The organism is Burkholderia sp. BCC0419, assembly GCF_902830285.1.
GTDB lineage: Bacteria > Pseudomonadota > Gammaproteobacteria > Burkholderiales > Burkholderiaceae > Burkholderia.
This window is the reverse complement of record NZ_CADESR010000001.1, coordinates 1944013-1961371: the sequence shown is the minus strand read 5'-3', so window position 1 is coordinate 1961371 and position 17359 is coordinate 1944013. Positions and strand designations below refer to the sequence as shown.

Annotated in this window: 12 protein-coding genes; 8 read left to right on the top strand and 4 right to left on the bottom strand. The window is 65.6% G+C overall.

From position 1 onward, the window contains the following. The first annotated feature begins 179 nt into the window (after nt 1-179). From scpB to truB, 7 genes are all read left to right on the top strand, one after another. Nucleotides 180-1214 (top strand): SMC-Scp complex subunit ScpB, encoded by a 1035-nt coding sequence (gene scpB / locus HWW87_RS08735; RefSeq protein ID WP_175819968.1) that lies wholly within the window; start codon nt 180-182, stop codon nt 1212-1214. Between the two features lie 60 nt (nt 1215-1274). Further along, complete coding sequence (gene rluB, locus HWW87_RS08730) at nt 1275-3038, top strand: 23S rRNA pseudouridine(2605) synthase RluB (RefSeq protein WP_175819967.1); 1764 nt, start codon at nt 1275-1277, stop codon at nt 3036-3038. A 452-nt stretch (nt 3039-3490) separates the two neighbouring features. Then, nucleotides 3491-3949: a ribosome maturation factor RimP gene (gene rimP, locus HWW87_RS08725; RefSeq protein WP_011351796.1), complete on the top strand. Its 459-nt coding sequence runs from the start codon at nt 3491-3493 to the stop codon at nt 3947-3949. Then, nucleotides 3949-5424 (top strand): transcription termination factor NusA, encoded by a 1476-nt coding sequence (gene nusA, locus HWW87_RS08720; protein ID WP_174429487.1) that lies wholly within the window; start codon nt 3949-3951, stop codon nt 5422-5424. The genes rimP and nusA overlap by 1 nt, the downstream gene beginning before the upstream one ends. A gap of 91 nt (nt 5425-5515) precedes the next feature. After that, nucleotides 5516-8431, top strand: a complete 2916-nt coding sequence (infB, locus tag HWW87_RS08715; RefSeq protein ID WP_175819966.1) for a translation initiation factor IF-2 — start codon at nt 5516-5518, stop codon at nt 8429-8431. 114 nt (nt 8432-8545) lie between these two features. Further along, a complete protein-coding gene (gene rbfA / locus HWW87_RS08710) occupies nt 8546-8944 on the top strand; it encodes a 30S ribosome-binding factor RbfA (RefSeq protein WP_006495346.1) in 399 nt (132 codons plus the stop codon). A 13-nt stretch (nt 8945-8957) separates the two neighbouring features. Then, a complete protein-coding gene (truB, locus tag HWW87_RS08705) occupies nt 8958-9890 on the top strand; it encodes a tRNA pseudouridine(55) synthase TruB (RefSeq protein ID WP_175819965.1) in 933 nt (310 codons plus the stop codon). A gap of 107 nt (nt 9891-9997) precedes the next feature. On the opposite strand, the gene HWW87_RS08700 is transcribed toward truB, so the two are convergent. The 4 genes from HWW87_RS08700 to HWW87_RS08685 form a co-directional block, all read right to left on the bottom strand. Next, on the bottom strand, nt 9998-11557 hold the full coding sequence (locus HWW87_RS08700; RefSeq protein ID WP_175819964.1) for a DHA2 family efflux MFS transporter permease subunit: 1560 nt from the start codon (nt 11555-11557) through the stop codon (nt 9998-10000). 28 nt (nt 11558-11585) lie between these two features. Next, nucleotides 11586-12800 carry an HlyD family secretion protein gene (locus HWW87_RS08695; protein WP_175819963.1) on the bottom strand — a complete coding sequence of 405 codons (1215 nt, stop codon included), beginning with the start codon at nt 12798-12800 and terminating at the stop codon, nt 11586-11588. A 53-nt stretch (nt 12801-12853) separates the two neighbouring features. Further along, nucleotides 12854-14350 (bottom strand): efflux transporter outer membrane subunit, encoded by a 1497-nt coding sequence (locus HWW87_RS08690; RefSeq protein ID WP_175819962.1) that lies wholly within the window; start codon nt 14348-14350, stop codon nt 12854-12856. 87 nt (nt 14351-14437) lie between these two features. Next, on the bottom strand, nt 14438-14929 hold the full coding sequence (locus HWW87_RS08685; protein ID WP_174429482.1) for a MarR family transcriptional regulator: 492 nt from the start codon (nt 14927-14929) through the stop codon (nt 14438-14440). Nucleotides 14930-15254: 325 nt separating this feature from the next. Between HWW87_RS08685 and typA the strand changes: the two genes are divergently transcribed. Then, nucleotides 15255-17081: a translational GTPase TypA gene (gene typA, locus HWW87_RS08680; RefSeq protein ID WP_175819961.1), complete on the top strand. Its 1827-nt coding sequence runs from the start codon at nt 15255-15257 to the stop codon at nt 17079-17081. Nucleotides 17082-17359 lie beyond the last annotated feature (278 nt).

The following is a 17359-nucleotide window of genomic DNA, read 5'->3' as shown; positions in this document are numbered from 1 at the left end:
CGGTTCCGTCGTTGAGCCGTGCTGTTCCGTCCGGTTTGGGCCTGGCCTGAAGTTGGTTCGCCGCCCCCCGGTTCGTGCTCCCATCAATATGACCGATCAGAATCGGGCGAGCGCGTCTTCCGTTCCTTTCGTCTGTTTGTTGATCCGGTTCGTTTGACCACAGGGTCTGGCCTAGCTGCATGAATACCCAAGAGGCGAAGATCGTCCTCGAGACTGCTTTGATCTGCGCGCAGGAACCGCTGAAGCTCGGCGATTTGCGCAAGCTCTTTGCCGACGGCGTGTCGGCTGACACGGTCCGCACGTTGCTCGAAGATCTGAAACAGGATTGGTCCGGTCGCGGTGTCGAACTGGTGGCGCTGGCGACCGGATGGCGCTTTCAGAGCAAGCCGGCGATGCGTCATTATCTGGATCGCCTGCATCCCGAGAAGCCGCCGAAATATTCGCGCGCGGTACTCGAAACGCTCGCGATCATTGCGTACCGGCAGCCCGTCACGCGCGGCGACATCGAAGAGATTCGCGGCGTCACGGTCAATACGCAGGTGGTCAAGCAACTCGAGGATCGCGGCTGGATCGAGGTGATCGGTCATCGCGACGTGCCGGGGCGTCCGGCGCTGTATGCGACGACCAAGCAGTTCCTCGATGATCTCGGCCTGAAGGCGCTCGACGACCTGCCGGCGCTCGAAGAGCCGGCCGCGAACATCGAGGCCGCGCTGCTTGCGCAGCAGGCCATGGATTTCGACGGTGAGATGCCGGTGGCCGACGATGCGGCGGCCGACGTGCCGCAGGCGCTCGCGGATGAAGCGCCCGCCGGCCAGTCGGTCGAGGTGCCGGCCGACGTCGCGTCGACGCAGGAAATTCCGGGTCGCGATACGCTCGATGCTGATCGCGGGCAAACGGAACATACGAAACATACGGAACAGGTTGGCGCCGAAGCAGTGCCGACCGGTGTGCAGCCCGAGCCGCAGCGTGCGGATTGGAGCGAGGAAGATCGCAAGCCGGCCGCCGAAGCGGCTGCCGGAGACGGGGCGGAAGCGGCCGGCGACATGCCCGGCGAGGCCGATCAGGCCGACGCCTCCCGTTCCCGTCCCGCGGACGACGAGACGCTGGACGACACGTCCGACAGTCTCGCGGATGCCGTACGAAGCGCCAGTGCGCCGATCGGCGCCGACGCGCTGCCGGACGACGAAGCAGAACCCAAACAGCGTCGCGCCTGATCGCGGCCAACTTCTTGCCGCGCCCCCGCCGGGCGCGAGACCTGACATTTTGAGGTTGTTTTGACAGATATCCACGATATTGAATCGTCCGCGCCTGCCGTGCAGGCAGCGCGTGCCGACGATGCGCCGGAGCAGGATGCTTCGGCCGCGGGTGGCGACGAGCGTCCCCGCCGCGGTCTGCGGCGCGGCCCGCGCAGCCTGATCGCGCGGCGTCGCGCGGCGGCCAAGTCGAAGGGCGCCGAAGGCGAGCCGCAGGGTGCCGAGGGTGCGGATGCGCAGCCGGTCGAGGCTGCCGACGCGCAGCCGGCGCGTGCGCCACGCAAGGAAGGCGCGGCCAAGGGCGGTCGCAAGCCGGCCGGCAAGCGCGAAGGCGCGGCGAAGGGCGGCCAGGGTGGCCAAGGCGCCCAGGGCCGTCGCGGTGCACCGAAGGCCGAAGGCGGCTCGGCGAAGGCCGTGGAGGGCGATGCGTCCGAGGACGAACTGTTCGCGTACGTGACGTCGCCTGCCTTCGACGCGGACAACTCCGCGGGCGGCAGCGGCGTGCGTGCGCCGATGCTGCGCCGCGGCCGCGGCCAGCAGCCTGCGAACAAGCGCGTGCTGTCGCCGGACGACGACGCGCCGAAGCTCCACAAGGTGCTGGCGGAAGCGGGCATGGGTTCGCGCCGCGAAATGGAAGAGCTGATCGTCGCCGGCCGCGTGTCGGTGAACGGCGAGCCCGCGCACATCGGCCAGCGGATCATGCCGACCGACCAGGTGCGGATCAACGGCAAGCCGGTCAAGCGCAAGCTGCCGAACAAGCCGCCGCGCGTGCTGCTGTATCACAAGCCGACGGGCGAAATCGTCAGCCACGCGGATCCGGAAGGCCGTCCGTCGGTGTTCGACCGTCTGCCGCCGATGAAGACGGCGAAATGGCTTGCGGTGGGCCGCCTCGATTTCAATACCGAAGGTCTGCTGATGCTGACGACCTCCGGTGACCTCGCGAACCGCTTCATGCATCCGCGTTACAGCGTCGAGCGTGAGTACGCGGTGCGCGTCGTCGGCGAGCTGGCCGAAGGCATGCGGCAGAAGCTGCTGCACGGCGTCGAGCTCGACGACGGTCCGGCGAATTTCCTGCGCATCCGCGATGGCGGCGGCGAAGGCACGAACCACTGGTATCACGTCGCGCTGGCCGAAGGCCGCAACCGCGAAGTGCGCCGGATGTTCGAGGCGGTCGGCCTGATGGTGAGCCGGCTGATCCGTACGCGTCACGGCCCGATTCCGCTGCCGCGCGGCCTGAAGCGTGGCCGTTGGGAAGAGCTCGACGACGCGCAGGTGCGCAAGCTGATGGCGACCGTCGGCCTGAAGGCGCCGTCCGAGGAGAAGGGCAAGCGCGGCGCTGCCGCGCCGACCGAGCGTCGCCAGCCCGATCCGATGCAGACGTCGATGGGCTTCATCAGCCGCGAGCCGGTGCTGACGACGCACGGGCAACTCGACCAGCCGCGTCGCGGCGGTGGCCGACGCGGCGGGCCGGGCCTGCCGGGCTTGAGCGGCTACGGCAGCCTGCCGGTTGCGCCGTCGGGCTACGGTAACCGTCCGGGCGGCGGCCGTGATGGCAATCGCACGGGCGGTGGCCGCGACGGCAATCGCACCGGCGGCGGTCGCGATGTCGACGGCAATCGTGCGTCGTATGGCGCCGGCCCCAAGCGCGATGGCGCGGGTGGCAAGCGCGGCGGCAGCAAGGGCGGCGGCAACCGCAATCCGAACACCAATCGTGCCGAAGGCGCCGGCAACGGCGGCCCGCGCGGCGGTCAGCGTCCGCAGCGCAGTCGGACGCGCAGCCGCTAAGCGCCTATTGATTGGCGTACGGCGGCGCAAAGCCGCCGGCTCGTCGGCCTGGCCGGCGTCCGGCCGGTTTTGTCGACACGACGCATGGCGTTGATGGGTTTCGGCTGCATCGTTGTCGCGTGCCGCGGCAACGACGATCGCCGGTTCGGTAGGGTGGTATCGGTCGATCGGGCAGCCCGATTTCGCATTTTCGGTCCGTAAAGGCAGCCGACACGCTGCTTTTACCGGCTGGCTTGGCGTTTGCGCCAAAAATCGCTATAATCGCGGAGTCGCTGGGCGTACGGATTCAATGTGCGGCTCAGGTGCGACCACCAGTAAGAGAAGATGGGCGTTCCGCCCATTTTTTTTTGCTGAAACGGTTAGGCATCTCGGGTAGCGCTTCCTGCGCCGGCTAAGGCGCGCGCCCGCGGGTGTAATCGCGAGCGGCGGGCGCGAACACCTGAGAGGACACAGTGCAACTGACGGAACTGATAGAAACCACGGTCACCGGGCTCGGCTACGAGCTGGTGGATCTCGAGCGCACCGGGCGCGGCATGCTTTGCATCTATATCGATCAGCCTGCCGGCATCTCGCTCGAAGATTGCGAAAAGGTCACGCGTCAGCTCCAGCACGTCTTGACGGTCGAAAACATCGATTACGAACGGCTCGAAGTCTCGTCCCCGGGGCTCGACCGCCCGTTGAAGAAGCTGGCCGACTTCGAGCGCTTCGCCGGCAGCGAAGTTTCCGTGACCTTGAAAAAGCCGCTGGACGGGCGCAAGACGTACCGGGGCATTCTGCACGCGCCGAATGGCGAAACGATCGGTTTGGAATTTGAGGGGAAGAAGGGCGAGGCAGCCATGCTGGATTTCACGCTGGCCGATATCGATAAAGCCCGCCTGATTCCGCAAGTTGACTTTAGGAGCCGCAAATAATGAGTCGCGAAGTGTTGATGCTGGTGGATGCGCTGGCGCGCGAGAAAAACGTCGACAAGGATGTGGTGCTGGGCGCCCTCGAGGCTGCGCTCGCGTCCGCTTCCAAGAAGCTGTTCGACGAAGGCGCCGAAATCCGCGTCCATATCGATCGCGAAAGCGGCGAGCACGAAACCTTCCGTCGCTGGCTCGTCGTGCCCGACGAGGCAGGCTTGCAGGAGCCGGATCGCGAGATCCTGCTGTTCGAAGCACGTGAGCAGAAGCCCGACGTCGAAGTCGGCGAGTATGTCGAGGAACCCGTTCCGTCGATCGAGTTCGGTCGCATCGGCGCGCAGGCCGCGAAGCAGGTGATCCTGCAGAAGGTGCGCGACGCGGAGCGCGAGCAGATCCTGAACGACTACCTCGAGCGTGGCGAAAAGATCATGACGGGTGCGGTGAAGCGCCTCGACAAGGGCAACTTCATCGTCGAATCGGGCCGCGTCGAGGCGCTGCTGCGCCGCGATCAACTGATCCCGAAGGAAAACCTGCGCGTGGGCGACCGCGTGCGTGCGTACATCGCGAAGGTCGACCGCACCGCGCGCGGCCCGCAGATCGAGCTGTCGCGCACGGCGCCCGAATTCCTGATGAAGCTGTTCGAGATGGAAGTGCCGGAAATCGAGCAGGGCCTGCTCGAGATCAAGGCGGCTGCCCGTGACCCGGGCGTGCGCGCGAAGATCGGCGTCATCGCGTACGACAAGCGGATCGATCCGATCGGCACCTGCGTCGGCATCCGCGGCTCCCGCGTGCAGGCCGTGCGCAACGAGCTCGGTGGCGAAAACATCGACATCGTGCTATGGTCGGAGGATCCCGCCCAGTTCGTGATCGGCGCGCTCGCGCCGGCAGCTGTCCAGTCGATCGTCGTCGATGAAGAAAAGCATTCGATGGACGTCGTCGTCGACGAAAACGAACTGGCTGTCGCGATCGGCCGCAGCGGTCAGAACGTTCGCCTTGCCGGCGAACTGACCGGCTGGCAGATCAACATCATGACGCCGGACGAATCCGCCCTGAAGCAGGGCGAAGAGCGCGACCGGCTGCGTGCACTGTTCATGGCGCGTCTCGACGTCGACGAAGAAGTTGCCGACATCCTGATCGACGAAGGCTTCACGAGCCTCGAAGAGATCGCGTACGTGCCGCTCAACGAAATGCTCGAAATCGAAGCGTTCGACGAGGACACCGTGCACGAACTGCGCAACCGCGCACGCGACGCGCTGTTGACGATGGCCATCGCGAACGAAGAAAAGGTCGAGAACGCAGCGCTGGATCTCAAGAGCCTCGACGGCATCACGCCGGAGTTGCTCGCGAAGCTGGCCGAACACGGCGTGCAGACGCGCGACGATCTCGCCGAACTGGCTGTAGATGAACTGGTCGACATGACCGGGATGGAAGAGGATGCCGCTAAGGCGTTGATCATGAAAGCACGTGAACATTGGTTCCAGTGAGAAATGACCATGGCGCACTGATTTGATGGCGGCCGTATGGCCTGACCCGATGCTAACCGCAAGGAATCGGTCCTTGCACTAAGAGGAATGAATGGCGAGTAACAACGTAGCCCAATTTGCCGCGGAACTGAAAATGCCTGCTGGTGTGCTGCTCGAACAGCTGCAGGCAGCGGGCGTCCAGAAAGCGAGTGAAGACGATGCGCTGTCCGAAGCGGACAAGGCGCGTCTGCTCGATCATTTGCGCAAGTCGCACGGCGCAACTGACGGCGACAAGCGCAAGATCACGCTGACCCGCAAGCATACGTCGGAGATCAAGCAATCTGACGCGACGGGCAAGGCTCGCACCATTCAGGTCGAGGTTCGCAAGAAGCGTACGTTCGTCAAGCGCGACGACGTGAGCGAAGGTGCGGAACAGGGTCAGGCGCAGGTCGCCGAAGCGGACGACGATGCAGAACTGAAGCGTCGCGAGGAAGAGGCGCGCCGCGAGGCCGAGCTGCTCGAGAAGCAGGCGCAGGAGCTGCGCGAGCGTCAGGAACGCCTCGAACGCGAGGAAGCCGAACGTCGCGCCCGCGAGGAAGCGGCCGAGGCCGAGCGCCGTCGCGCCGAGGAAGAGGCAGCGGCGAAGCGTACCGCGGCGGAAGCCGCGGCAGCGCAGCAGGCGGCAGCCCAGCAGGCCGCCGCAGCCGAGCAGGAAACGGCGCCGACGCAGTCCGCGCAGGACGAAGCACGCGCAGCCGCCGAACGCGCGGCGCAGCGCGAAGCGGCGAAGAAGGCCGAGGACGCTGCCCGCGAGGCGGCCGACAAGGCGCGCGCCGAGCAGGAAGAGATCAGCAAGCGTCGCGCGGCGGCGGAAGCCGAAGCACGCGCGATCCGCGAAATGATGAACACGCCGCGCAAGGCCGTGGTCAAGGCAGTCGAGCCGCCGAAGCCGGTCGAGCCGCCGAAGCCGGCCGAAGCGAAGGGCACGCTGCACAAGCCGGCGAAGCCGGAAGGCGCGCAGGCGCGTCCGGCCGTGAAGAAGCCGGCCGGCGCCGCGGCACCGGCCACGACGCAGGCGCCGGCAGGCGCGGGCGACCGTAACAAGAAGCCGGGTGCCGGCAAGGGCGGCTGGCAGGACGACGCGTCGAAGCGTCGCGGCATCAAGACGCGCGGCGACTCGAGCGGCGGCGTCGACCGCGGCTGGCGCGGCGGCCCGAAGGGTCGCGGCCGTCACCAGGACAGCTCGACGTTCCAGGCGCCGACCGAACCGATCGTTCGCGAAGTGCACGTGCCGGAAACCGTGTCGGTTGCCGATCTCGCGCACAAGATGTCGATCAAGGCCTCCGAAGTCATCAAGGTGATGATGAAGATGGGCCAGATGGTCACGATCAACCAGGTGCTGGACCAGGAAACGGCGATGATCATCGTCGAGGAACTGGGCCACCGCGCGGTTGCCGCGAAGCTGGACGATCCGGAAGCGCTGCTCGTCGAAGGCGAAACGGGTACCGATGCAGAGCAACTGCCGCGTCCGCCGGTCGTCACGGTCATGGGTCACGTCGACCACGGCAAGACCTCGCTGCTCGACCACATTCGCCGTGCGAAGGTTGCCGCGGGCGAAGCGGGCGGCATTACGCAGCACATCGGCGCGTATCACGTCGACACGCCGCGTGGCGTCATCACGTTCCTCGATACGCCGGGTCACGAAGCGTTCACGGCAATGCGTGCACGCGGCGCGAAGGCGACCGACATCGTGGTGCTGGTGGTGGCAGCCGACGACGGCGTGATGCCGCAGACGAAGGAAGCCATCGCCCACGCGAAGGCGGGCGGCGTGCCGATCGTCGTCGCGATCAACAAGATCGACAAGCCGGACGCGAACCTCGATCGCGTCAAGCAGGAGCTGGTCGCGGAAGGCGTCGTGCCGGAAGAATACGGCGGCGATTCGCCGTTCGTGCCGGTGTCGGCAAAGACGGGCGCGGGTATCGACGATCTGCTCGAGAACGTGCTGCTGCAAGCCGAAGTGCTGGAACTGAAGGCACCGGTCGAAGCGCCGGCCAAGGGTATCGTGATCGAAGCGAAGCTCGACAAGGGGAAAGGCCCGGTCGCGACGATCCTCGTGCAGTCCGGTACGCTGAACCGCGGCGACGTCGTGCTGGCGGGTACGGCCTACGGCCGCGTGCGCGCGATGCTCGACGAGAACGGCAAGCCGACGAAGGAAGCCGGCCCGTCGATTCCGGTCGAAATCCAGGGTCTGTCGGAAGTGCCGGGTGCGGGCGAGGAAGTGATCGTGCTGCCGGACGAGCGCAAGGCGCGTGAAATCGCGCTGTTCCGTCAGGGCAAGTTCCGCGACGTGAAGCTCGCGAAGCAGCAGGCCGCGAAGCTGGAAAGCATGCTCGAGCAGATGGGCGAAGGTGAAGTGCAGAACCTGCCGCTCATCATCAAGGCCGACGTGCAGGGCTCGCAGGAAGCGCTCGTGCAGTCGCTGCTCAAGCTGTCGACCGACGAAGTGCGCGTGCAGATCGTGCACAGCGCGGTGGGCGGCATCAGCGAAAACGACGTCAACCTCGCGACGGCATCGAAGGCGGTCATCATCGGCTTCAACACGCGTGCGGATGCACAGGCGCGCAAGCTGGCCGAGTCGAACGGCATCGACATCCGCTACTACAACATCATCTACGACGCAGTGGATGAGGTGAAGGCGGCGATGTCGGGCATGCTCGCGCCGGAGAAGCGCGAAGTCATCACCGGCATGGTCGAGGTGCGTCAGGTCTTCAAGGTACCGAAGATCGGTGCAGTCGCCGGCTGTATGGTGACGGACGGTATCGTCAAGCGCTCGTCGTCGGTGCGCGTGTTGCGCAACAACGTCGTGATCTTCACGGGCGAACTCGAATCACTGAAGCGCTTCAAGGACGACGTGAAGGAAGTGAAGCAAGGCTTCGAGTGCGGTATGTCGGTGAAGAACTTCAACGACATCGTCGAAGGCGACCAGTTCGAAGTCTTCGAAGTGACCGAAGTCGCACGTACGCTGTAATCGTCGCGTATCGGCTCATGGGCGGGGCAGGCTTGGGCTTGCCCCGCCCATTTTCATGGTGGCGTGCCGAACATGGCCGCCGCTTCATCCTGATAAACGGATCACGGATCGATCATGTCCAGGAAACGTACTTCCCCCAATCGCAACGTTCAGATCGCCGACCAGATTCAGCGCGATCTGTCCGAACTCATCATGCGCGAGGTCAAAGATCCGCGCATCGGCATCGTGACCATCCAGAGCGTGGAGCTCACGCCGGACTATGCGCACGCGAAGGTCTACTTCACGGCGCTCACCGGCGATCCGGACAAGACGCAGGAGGCGCTGAACCATGCGTCGGGTCACCTGCACAACCTGCTGTTCAAGCGCCTGCACATTCATACGGTGCCGACGCTGCATTTCCATTACGACCAGACGATCGAGAAGGCCGTCGAAATGTCGCGCCTGATCAAGGAAGCGAACTCGACGCGCGCGAAGGACGACGACGAGGCCGACGCGCCTGCCAAGGACGACTGAGCTCGACCGGCCTATGACGAATGCAGCACCCCAACGTCCGCGCGTGCCCCGGCGCGTGCTGGACGGCGTTCTTCTGCTGGACAAGCCGGTCGGCCTGTCGAGCAACGATGCGCTGATTCGTGCGAAGCGCCTGCTTCTCGCGAAGAAAGCCGGTCACACCGGCACGCTCGATCCGCTGGCTTCGGGCCTGCTGCCGCTGTGTTTCGGCGAGGCGACCAAGTTCTCGCAGGACTTGCTCGACGCCGACAAGACCTACGAAGCGACGATGCGTCTCGGCCAGCGTACGGCCACCGGCGACGCGGAAGGCGACGTGATCGACACGCGGCCGGTCGAATGCGATCGTGCGGCGGTGGAAGCCGCGCTCGTGCGCTTCACCGGCGACATCGTGCAGGTACCGCCGATGTATTCGGCGCTCAAGCGCGACGGCAAGCCGCTGTACGAATATGCGCGTGCCGGCCAGACCGTCGAGCGGGAAGGCCGCAACGTGACGATCCACGCGCTCGAGCTGCTCACCTGCGCGCTGCCCGACGTGACGTTCCGCGTGACCTGCAGCAAGGGCACGTATGTGCGCACGCTGGCGGAGGATATCGGCGAGGCGCTGGGTTGCGGCGCGCATCTGACGATGCTGCGTCGCACGGGCGTCGGTGCGCTGACGCTCGAGCATGCGGTGACGCTCGATGCGCTGTCGGACGCTGCCGAAGCGGCGCGCGATGCATGGCTTCAGCCGGTCGATGCGCTGCTGTCGACGTTTCCGGCTATTCGGCTTGACGATGCGTCCGCGAAGCGGTTCCTGCACGGCCAGCGCCTGCCGCTGTCGGCGCTCGACCCGATCGACGCGGCCGACGGCGAGCGTGTGCGCGTGTACGACGCAACGCGATTGCTCGGCGTGGCACGCAAGGCGAATGGCGTGCTTGCACCGGAACGGCTCGTCGTGACGGCGCAATGATGCAGCGGCGCACGCACGTGCACGCAGCAGAATGAAAAAAGCCCGGTCGATTTCGACCGGGCTTTTTGTTTGGCGTGATCGCGCAGTGATGCGCTGCCGGGTAGCGCTCAGTGCGCCGCCGACGCCGCCGCACCCGCATCGCCGCCGCCTGCCCGTTCGGGCTTCGTGATCCAGATCAGTCCGATCAGCAGCACGAAGATTGCCGCCGAGATATAGAACAGATCGTTCACGCCGAGCTGCGCGGCCTGTTGCGTGGCCATGTTGTTGATGAGGCCGTGCGCCTGATCCCGCGTCAGACCGAGGTTGCCCATCTGCGCGACGGCCTGATTGAACGTCGGGTTGTACGGGTTCGCCTGCTCGACCAGTTGCGCGTGATGGAAGTTGTTCCGATGATCCCACGCGGTCTGGAAGATCGACGTGCCGATGCCGCCGCACATGATCCGCACGAAGTTCGACAGGCCGGACGCCGCGGGAATGCGGTGGCCGGGCAGGCCGGACAGCGTGATCGACACGAGCGGGATGAAGAAGCCCGCCATCGCGATGCCCTGCACGAGCGTCGGCAGCGTCAGCGACCATTCGTCGACGCCTGTCGTGTAGCGCGAACGCATCCAGAAGCACAGCGCAAACGTCAGGAACGACGCAGTCGAAATGAAGCGCGGATCGGTGCGCGGCAGATACTTCCCGGTGAGTGGCGACAACAGGATTGCGAACAACCCGACCGGCGCCATCACGAGGCCGGCGTCGGTCGCGGTGTAGCCGATTTGGGTCTGCAGCCACAGCGGTAACAGCACGAGATTACCGAAGTACAGGCCGTACCCGATCGACAGCGCGACGGTGCCGCCGGTGAAGTTGCGCATGCGGAACAGCGACAGGTCGACGACCGGGTGCTCGGCGGTCAGCTCCCAGATCACGAAGAACGCGAACGCAATGACAGCGGTCAGCGCGAGCACGATGATGGTCGTCGACGCGAACCAGTCGAGATCCTTGCCCTTGTCGAGCATGATCTGCAGCGAGCCGACCCAGACGACCAGCAGCGCGAGGCCCACGCCGTCGATCGGCGCGCGGCGCACGGCCGACTCCCGATTGCGGTAGATCACCCACGTCGCGGCGGCGGCGGCGATGCCGACCGGGATGTTGACGTAGAAGATCCACGGCCACGAATAGTTGTCCGAGATCCAGCCGCCGAGAATCGGGCCCGCGACGGGCGCGATCAGCGTCGTCATCGCCCATAGTGCGAGCGCCATCGGTGCCTTCGCGCGCGGATAGCTCGACAGCAGCAGCGCTTGCGACAGCGGAATCATCGGCCCGGCGACCGCACCCTGGAGCACGCGCGACGCGAGCAGAAACGGCAGGCTCGGCGCCAGTCCGCACATCCACGACGAGATGACGAACAGGATGATCGACGCGAGGAACAGGCGGACTTGCCCGAAACGGTCGGTCAGCCAGCCGGTCAGCGGCACCGAGATTGCGTTCGCGACCGCGAACGACGTGATGACCCACGTGCCCTGGTCGGACGACACGCCGAGGTCGCCCGAGATGGTCGGGATCGCGACGTTCGCGATGGACGTGTCGAGCACGTTCATGAACACCGCGAGCGACACTGCGATCGTCCCGAGCAGGAGTTGTCCGCCCTGCAGGGGCGGGTAGGAGGCAGGAGCCTGTGCCATGTCGGTTGCCTTTCCGAAGTCGGAACGGTTACATCATTTTCGCGGCGCTGCTCTGCTTCGCCGCGACCGGCGCCGACGCGTTGCCGCCTGCGTTCTCGGCGATGATGCGCGCGATTTCGGCGTCGGCTTCGTCGCCGTATTTCGCGAACACGTTGGTCTCGTAGACGGTATTCGGCGCGTTGACGAGCTGGTCGCCGCGTTCGTCCTTGATGTCCACGTCGACCTGCATCGACAGGCCGATGCGCAGCGGATGCTTGTCGAGATCCTTCGGGTCGAGTTCGATCCGCACCGGCAGGCGCTGCACGACCTTGATCCAGTTGCCGGTCGCGTTCTGCGCCGGCAGCAGCGAGAACGCCGAGCCCGTGCCGGCCGAGAAGCCGACGACCTTGCCGTGGTACGTGACCGACGAACCGTAGATGTCGGCCGTCATCTCGACCGGCTGGCCGATGCGCATGTGCTTCAGCTGGACTTCCTTGAAGTTCGCGTCGACCCACACGGCATTGAGCGGCACCACCGACATCAGCGGGTTGCCGGGCGACACGCGCTGGCCGACCTGCACCGAGCGCTTCGCGACGTAGCCGGTGACCGGCGCCGGCAGCACGTTACGTGCGTTCGCGAGGTACGCGTCGCGCACCTTCGCGGCGGCGGCCATCACGTTCGGGTGCGATGCGATCGTCGTGTTCGCGGTCAATGCGCGATTCGATGCGAGCTGCTGCTGCGCGGCGTCGACCGATGCCTGCGCGGCCTTCACCGCGTCGCGGGCGTGCGAGATTTCTTCCTGCGACACGGCGCCCGTCTGCGCGACGGCCACGCGGCGACGCAGGTCGTCCTGGGCCTTCGACAGGTCCGACTGGCGCAGCGCGACTTGCGCGCGGTACTGGTCGTCGTTGACGAACAGGCCGCGCACCTGACGCACCGTCTGCGCGAGGTTGGCTTCCGCCTGCTGCAGCGCGACCTGCGAATCGGCCGGGTCGAGCACGACGAGCGGATCGCCGGCCTTGACCGTTTGCGTGTCGTCCGCCTTCACGGCGATCACGGTGCCGGTGACCTGCGGCGTGATCTGCACGACGTTGCCGTTCACGTACGCATCGTCGGTGTCTTCATGGAAGCGGGCGACGAGGAAGTAGTACAGGCCGTATGCGATGGCCGCGATCACGATGACCGCGACGAGCAGCGTCATCATTCGTTTGCGCTTGCCGTTATTCTGCGGCTGCGCGCTGGCGGCGTTTTGTTGGTCGCTCATGGCGATTTTCTCCGTCCGTTATTTCGAGTGTCTGCGTAGTGGGTGGCGCCGGATCAGTTGGCGGCCTGTTTGGTCGGCGTGGCCGCATCGGGCGCCGCGAGCGGCGTGCCGGTCGCGTCGAACCCGCCGCCGAGCGCCTTGATCAGGGCGAGCTGCATGTCGCGCCGGCGCATCTTCAGATTGGTCACCGTCTGCTCCGATGCGAGGCGGTTGCTGTCCGCCGTCAGCACCTGCAGTTGCGGCGACAGGCCGGCCTTGTAGCGGATGACCGCGAGATCGTATGCGCGCGTCGATGCGTCGAGCGCACGTTGGGCGTCGCCCATCTGGCGATCGACCGCGCGGATCGACGCGACCTGCGTCGCGACGTCGTTCAGCGCGCTGATCAGCGTCTGGTTGTAGTTCGCCACCGACAGGTCGAAGTCGGCGTAGCGGCCCTTGAGCTGGGCGCGCAGCGCGCCGGCATCGAAGATCGGCAGGTGGATCGCCGGGCCGAACTGCGCCTGGCGGCTCGCGAAGTTCAGGAATTTGCCCCAGCCGAACGCATCGAAGCCGAAACCGGCCGCGAGGTTCACGTCGGGGTAGAACTCGGCCTTCGCTTCCTTCACGTCGTGCATCGCGGCTTCGACCTGCCAGCGCGCGGCGACGATGTCGGGGCGGCGGGACACGAGATCGGCCGGCAGGTTGCCGGGCAGCACGACGTTGCCGCTCGGGTTCATCACGGGCGCCGCGATCTGCAGCCCGCGATCCGGGCCCTTGCCGAGCAGCGCGGCGAGCTGGTAGCGCACCGTCGTGATCTGGCCGTCGAGGTCCGACAGCGAGGCCTGGGTCGTCGCGATGTTGCCGCGGGCCGTCTGGCGTTCGACGTTGGTGTCGAGGCCGGCCGATACGCGGCCGTCGGTGATCTTGCCGACCGTCTCGCGGTTGTTGATCTCGCGTTGCGCGATGTCGCGCAGCGCATAGAGCTGTGCGAGCGAGTTGTAGGTGCGCGCGACCGACGACGCGAGCGTGATGCGAGCCTGCTGCATGTCGGCTTCGGCGGCCTTTTCCTGCGACACGGCCGTGTGCAGGCGCTCGCGGTTCTTGCCCCACAGGTCGAGTTCCCACGAGGCGCTCGCGAGCGCATTGTTTTCGCTGTACCACTGGCCGCCGTACGGGGGCGGGAACAGCGCGTTCGACGAATATAGCTCGCGCGTCCACGAATAGCTGGCTTCGGCCTTCGGCATCAGGTTCGAGCGCGACGATTCGATGTATGACGAGGCCTTCGCGATGCGCGCCTGCGCCTGCGCGATCGACGGGTTGCCCTGCAGCGCTTCGTCGATCAGCTTCGGCAGTTGCGGATCGCCGAACTGGCTGGCCCAGTCGAGCGCCGGCCATTGGCCGCCCTGGGCCGGCAGGCTCTGGGCGGATTCGAATTGCGACGCGGGTGCGATCTGCTTGTCGCTCTTGATGCCGATGTAATTCGCGCAGCCCGCCAGCGCCAGCGCGGCGACCGCGGCGGCGACGGCGGCGCGGCACGACCCGGCGCGCACGGACAACGGGGAGGATTTCATCGCGCTAACCCCTGACTCGGAATGAATGATGGACACTGCAAGGATTTCCTTACATTAATCTGTCAAAAGTAATTGTTATGGCAACTATTACGTGATGCTACCGCCGGCCGTCTCGCAATAGTTGCTGAGAATGCGGCGCAGCATGCTCTTCAGGAACCCGACTTCTTCCGGCGTAAACCCGTCCAGCACCTGGTCGAGAACACTGCGAAAAATGGGCGGCAGCCGTTCGGCCAGCGCACGGCCTTCGTCGGTGAGCTCGAGGCGCACGACGCGTCGGTCCTCGACGCTGCGCACGCGCGACAGCAGGCCGCGTTTCTCGACCCGGTCGAGCAGGCGCGTGACCGCGCTTGCGTCGATCCCGTATTCGCGCGCGAGTTCGGCGGCCGTCGAGCACCTGCCGACGGCGATCATGAACAGCATGCTCGCCTGCGTGCCCGTGATGCCGAGCTCTTCCTGCGTGCGCTGCGTGACGAGGTTGGTCATCACCGACTTCACGCGCGACATCAGATAACCGACGCTGTCGTTCATCTGATACGAAGACAGCGGCGAAACGGGCGGTGGGGTAGGAGAATCCGACATAAAACCCTGAAGCTGCAATAGTTGACTAGGCAGCAGTATAGGTACAATTGCTTGCCGCGGCAAATGTTAATCGAACGGCAAAACGCGCGCTCCGTCTGGCGAGAATCCCTTATCGTGATAAGGTTTTTCGGCCGGCCGGCGGTGAGGCGGAAGAGGGTTGGCCTGTTCGGTAGCGCGGGGCGGAGCGGCCCGTTTTGCTGCGTTGCAACGCATGGATCAGCTTTCGACACTCGTACGTGCTATAATTTGAGGCTCTCCAAGCTGCAACGCGCGCCCGTGAAAACGAGCGCGCGCGTTTGCGCGTTCAAACGATTTCCAGGTTTCTATGACCCGCGCCCTTCGCAACATCGCCATCATCGCCCACGTCGACCACGGCAAGACCACGCTCGTCGACCAACTGCTCCGCCAGTCCGGCACCTTCCGCGAGAACCAGCAGATGGTGGAGCGGGTGATGGACTCGAACGACATCGAAAAAGAGCGCGGGATCACGATTCTCGCGAAGAACTGCGCGGTCGAATACGAAGGCACGCACATCAACATCGTCGACACGCCGGGGCACGCGGACTTCGGTGGCGAGGTCGAGCGCGTGCTGTCGATGGTCGACTCGGTGCTGCTGCTCGTCGACGCGGTCGAAGGCCCGATGCCGCAGACGCGCTTCGTCACGAAGAAGGCGCTCGCGCTCGGCCTGAAGCCGATCGTCGTCGTCAACAAGATCGACCGTCCGGGCGCACGGATCGACTGGGTCATCAACCAGACCTTCGACCTGTTCGACAAGCTCGGCGCGACCGAAGAGCAGCTCGACTTCCCGATCGTCTACGCGTCGGGCCTGAACGGCTACGCGTCGCTCGACCCGGCTGCCCGCGAAGGCGACATGCGCCCGCTGTTCGAGTCGATCCTCGCGCACGTGCCGGTTCGCCCGGCCGATCCGGAAGCACCGCTGCAGCTCCAGATCACGTCGCTCGACTATTCGACGTACGTCGGCCGGATCGGCGTCGGCCGTATCACGCGCGGCCGCATCAAGCCGGGCCAGCCGGTCGTGATGCGCTTCGGCCCGGAAGGCGACGTGCTGAACCGCAAGATCAACCAGGTGCTGTCGTTCAAGGGCCTCGAGCGCGTGCAGGTCGAATCGGCCGAAGCGGGCGACATCGTGCTGATCAACGGCATTGAAGACGTCGGCATCGGCGCGACGATCTGCGCGGTCGACACGCCGGAAGCGCTGCCGATGATCACCGTCGACGAGCCGACGCTGACGATGAACTTCCTCGTCAACTCGTCGCCGCTCGCCGGCCGCGAAGGCAAGTTCGTGACGAGCCGCCAGATCCGCGACCGCCTGATGAAGGAACTGAACCACAACGTCGCGCTGCGCGTGAAGGATACCGGCGACGAAACGGTGTTCGAAGTGTCGGGCCGCGGCGAACTGCACCTGACGATTCTCGTCGAGAACATGCGCCGCGAAGGCTATGAACTCGCCGTGTCGCGTCCGCGCGTCGTGATGCAGGAAATCGACGGCGTGCGTCACGAGCCGTACGAGCTGCTGACGGTCGACGTCGAAGACGAACACCAGGGCGGCGTGATGGAAGAGCTGGGCCGCCGCAAGGGCGAAATGCTCGACATGGCGTCGGACGGCCGCGGCCGCACGCGCCTGGAATACAAGATCTCGGCGCGTGGCCTGATCGGCTTCCAGAGCGAATTCCTGACGCTCACGCGCGGCACGGGCCTGATGAGCCACATCTTCGACTCGTACGCACCGGTCAAGGACGGCTCGGTGTTCGAGCGCCGCAACGGCGTGCTGATCTCGCAGGACGACGGCGCAGCGGTGGCCTACGCACTGTGGAAGCTGCAGGATCGCGGCCGCATGTTCGTGAAGCCGGGCGACGCGCTGTATGAGGGCATGATCATCGGCATTCACAGCCGCGACAACGACCTCGTCGTGAACCCGATCAAGGGCAAGCAGCTGACCAACGTGCGCGCGTCGGGTACCGACGAAGCCGTGCGTCTCGTGCCGCCGGTCCAGATGTCGCTGGAATACGCGGTCGAATTCATCGACGACGACGAACTCGTCGAAGTGACGCCGCAGTCGATCCGCCTGCGCAAGCGCTTCCTGAAGGAGCACGAGCGTCGCCGCGCGAGCCGCGAAGGCGCGGTCGACTAAGCATCCACTGTTCCCGAGCACGAGGAAAAGGCTGCCTTCGGGCAGCCTTTTTTGCATCTGCGCAGCGTGCAACCGGGCGGTCTGCAAAACACTGTTCCCGCAGGTCGCGGCAATCCGGCAAAACCCCGCCGCGCGGTGCTTTCACGCACATTTCGCCGTGAACTCCGGTATCGGTTCTGTGATATGCTGCGCGCACGCAAGTTTTAGGTCCTTCCAAGCAAGACTTGATTCGCAATCCGCTAAACGGTCAGGCCGTGTCGCGGAAGGTTGAGTAACCC

Excerpts from the sequence above, each read along its gene's own strand:
- scpB (WP_175819968.1), top strand. The coding sequence starts at position 180 with ATGAATACCCAAGAGGCGAAGATCGTCCTCGAGACTGCTTTGATCTGC.
- HWW87_RS08695 (WP_175819963.1), bottom strand. The coding sequence starts at position 12,800 with ATGAGCGACCAACAAAACGCCGCCAGCGCGCAGCCGCAGAATAACGGC.
- truB (WP_175819965.1), top strand. The coding sequence starts at position 8,958 with ATGACGAATGCAGCACCCCAACGTCCGCGCGTGCCCCGGCGCGTGCTG.
- nusA (WP_174429487.1), top strand. The coding sequence starts at position 3,949 with ATGAGTCGCGAAGTGTTGATGCTGGTGGATGCGCTGGCGCGCGAGAAA.
- rbfA (WP_006495346.1), top strand. The coding sequence starts at position 8,546 with ATGTCCAGGAAACGTACTTCCCCCAATCGCAACGTTCAGATCGCCGAC.
- typA (WP_175819961.1), top strand. The coding sequence starts at position 15,255 with ATGACCCGCGCCCTTCGCAACATCGCCATCATCGCCCACGTCGACCAC.
- HWW87_RS08685 (WP_174429482.1), bottom strand. The coding sequence starts at position 14,929 with ATGTCGGATTCTCCTACCCCACCGCCCGTTTCGCCGCTGTCTTCGTAT.
- HWW87_RS08690 (WP_175819962.1), bottom strand. The coding sequence starts at position 14,350 with ATGAAATCCTCCCCGTTGTCCGTGCGCGCCGGGTCGTGCCGCGCCGCC.
- infB (WP_175819966.1), top strand. The coding sequence starts at position 5,516 with ATGGCGAGTAACAACGTAGCCCAATTTGCCGCGGAACTGAAAATGCCT.
- HWW87_RS08700 (WP_175819964.1), bottom strand. The coding sequence starts at position 11,557 with ATGGCACAGGCTCCTGCCTCCTACCCGCCCCTGCAGGGCGGACAACTC.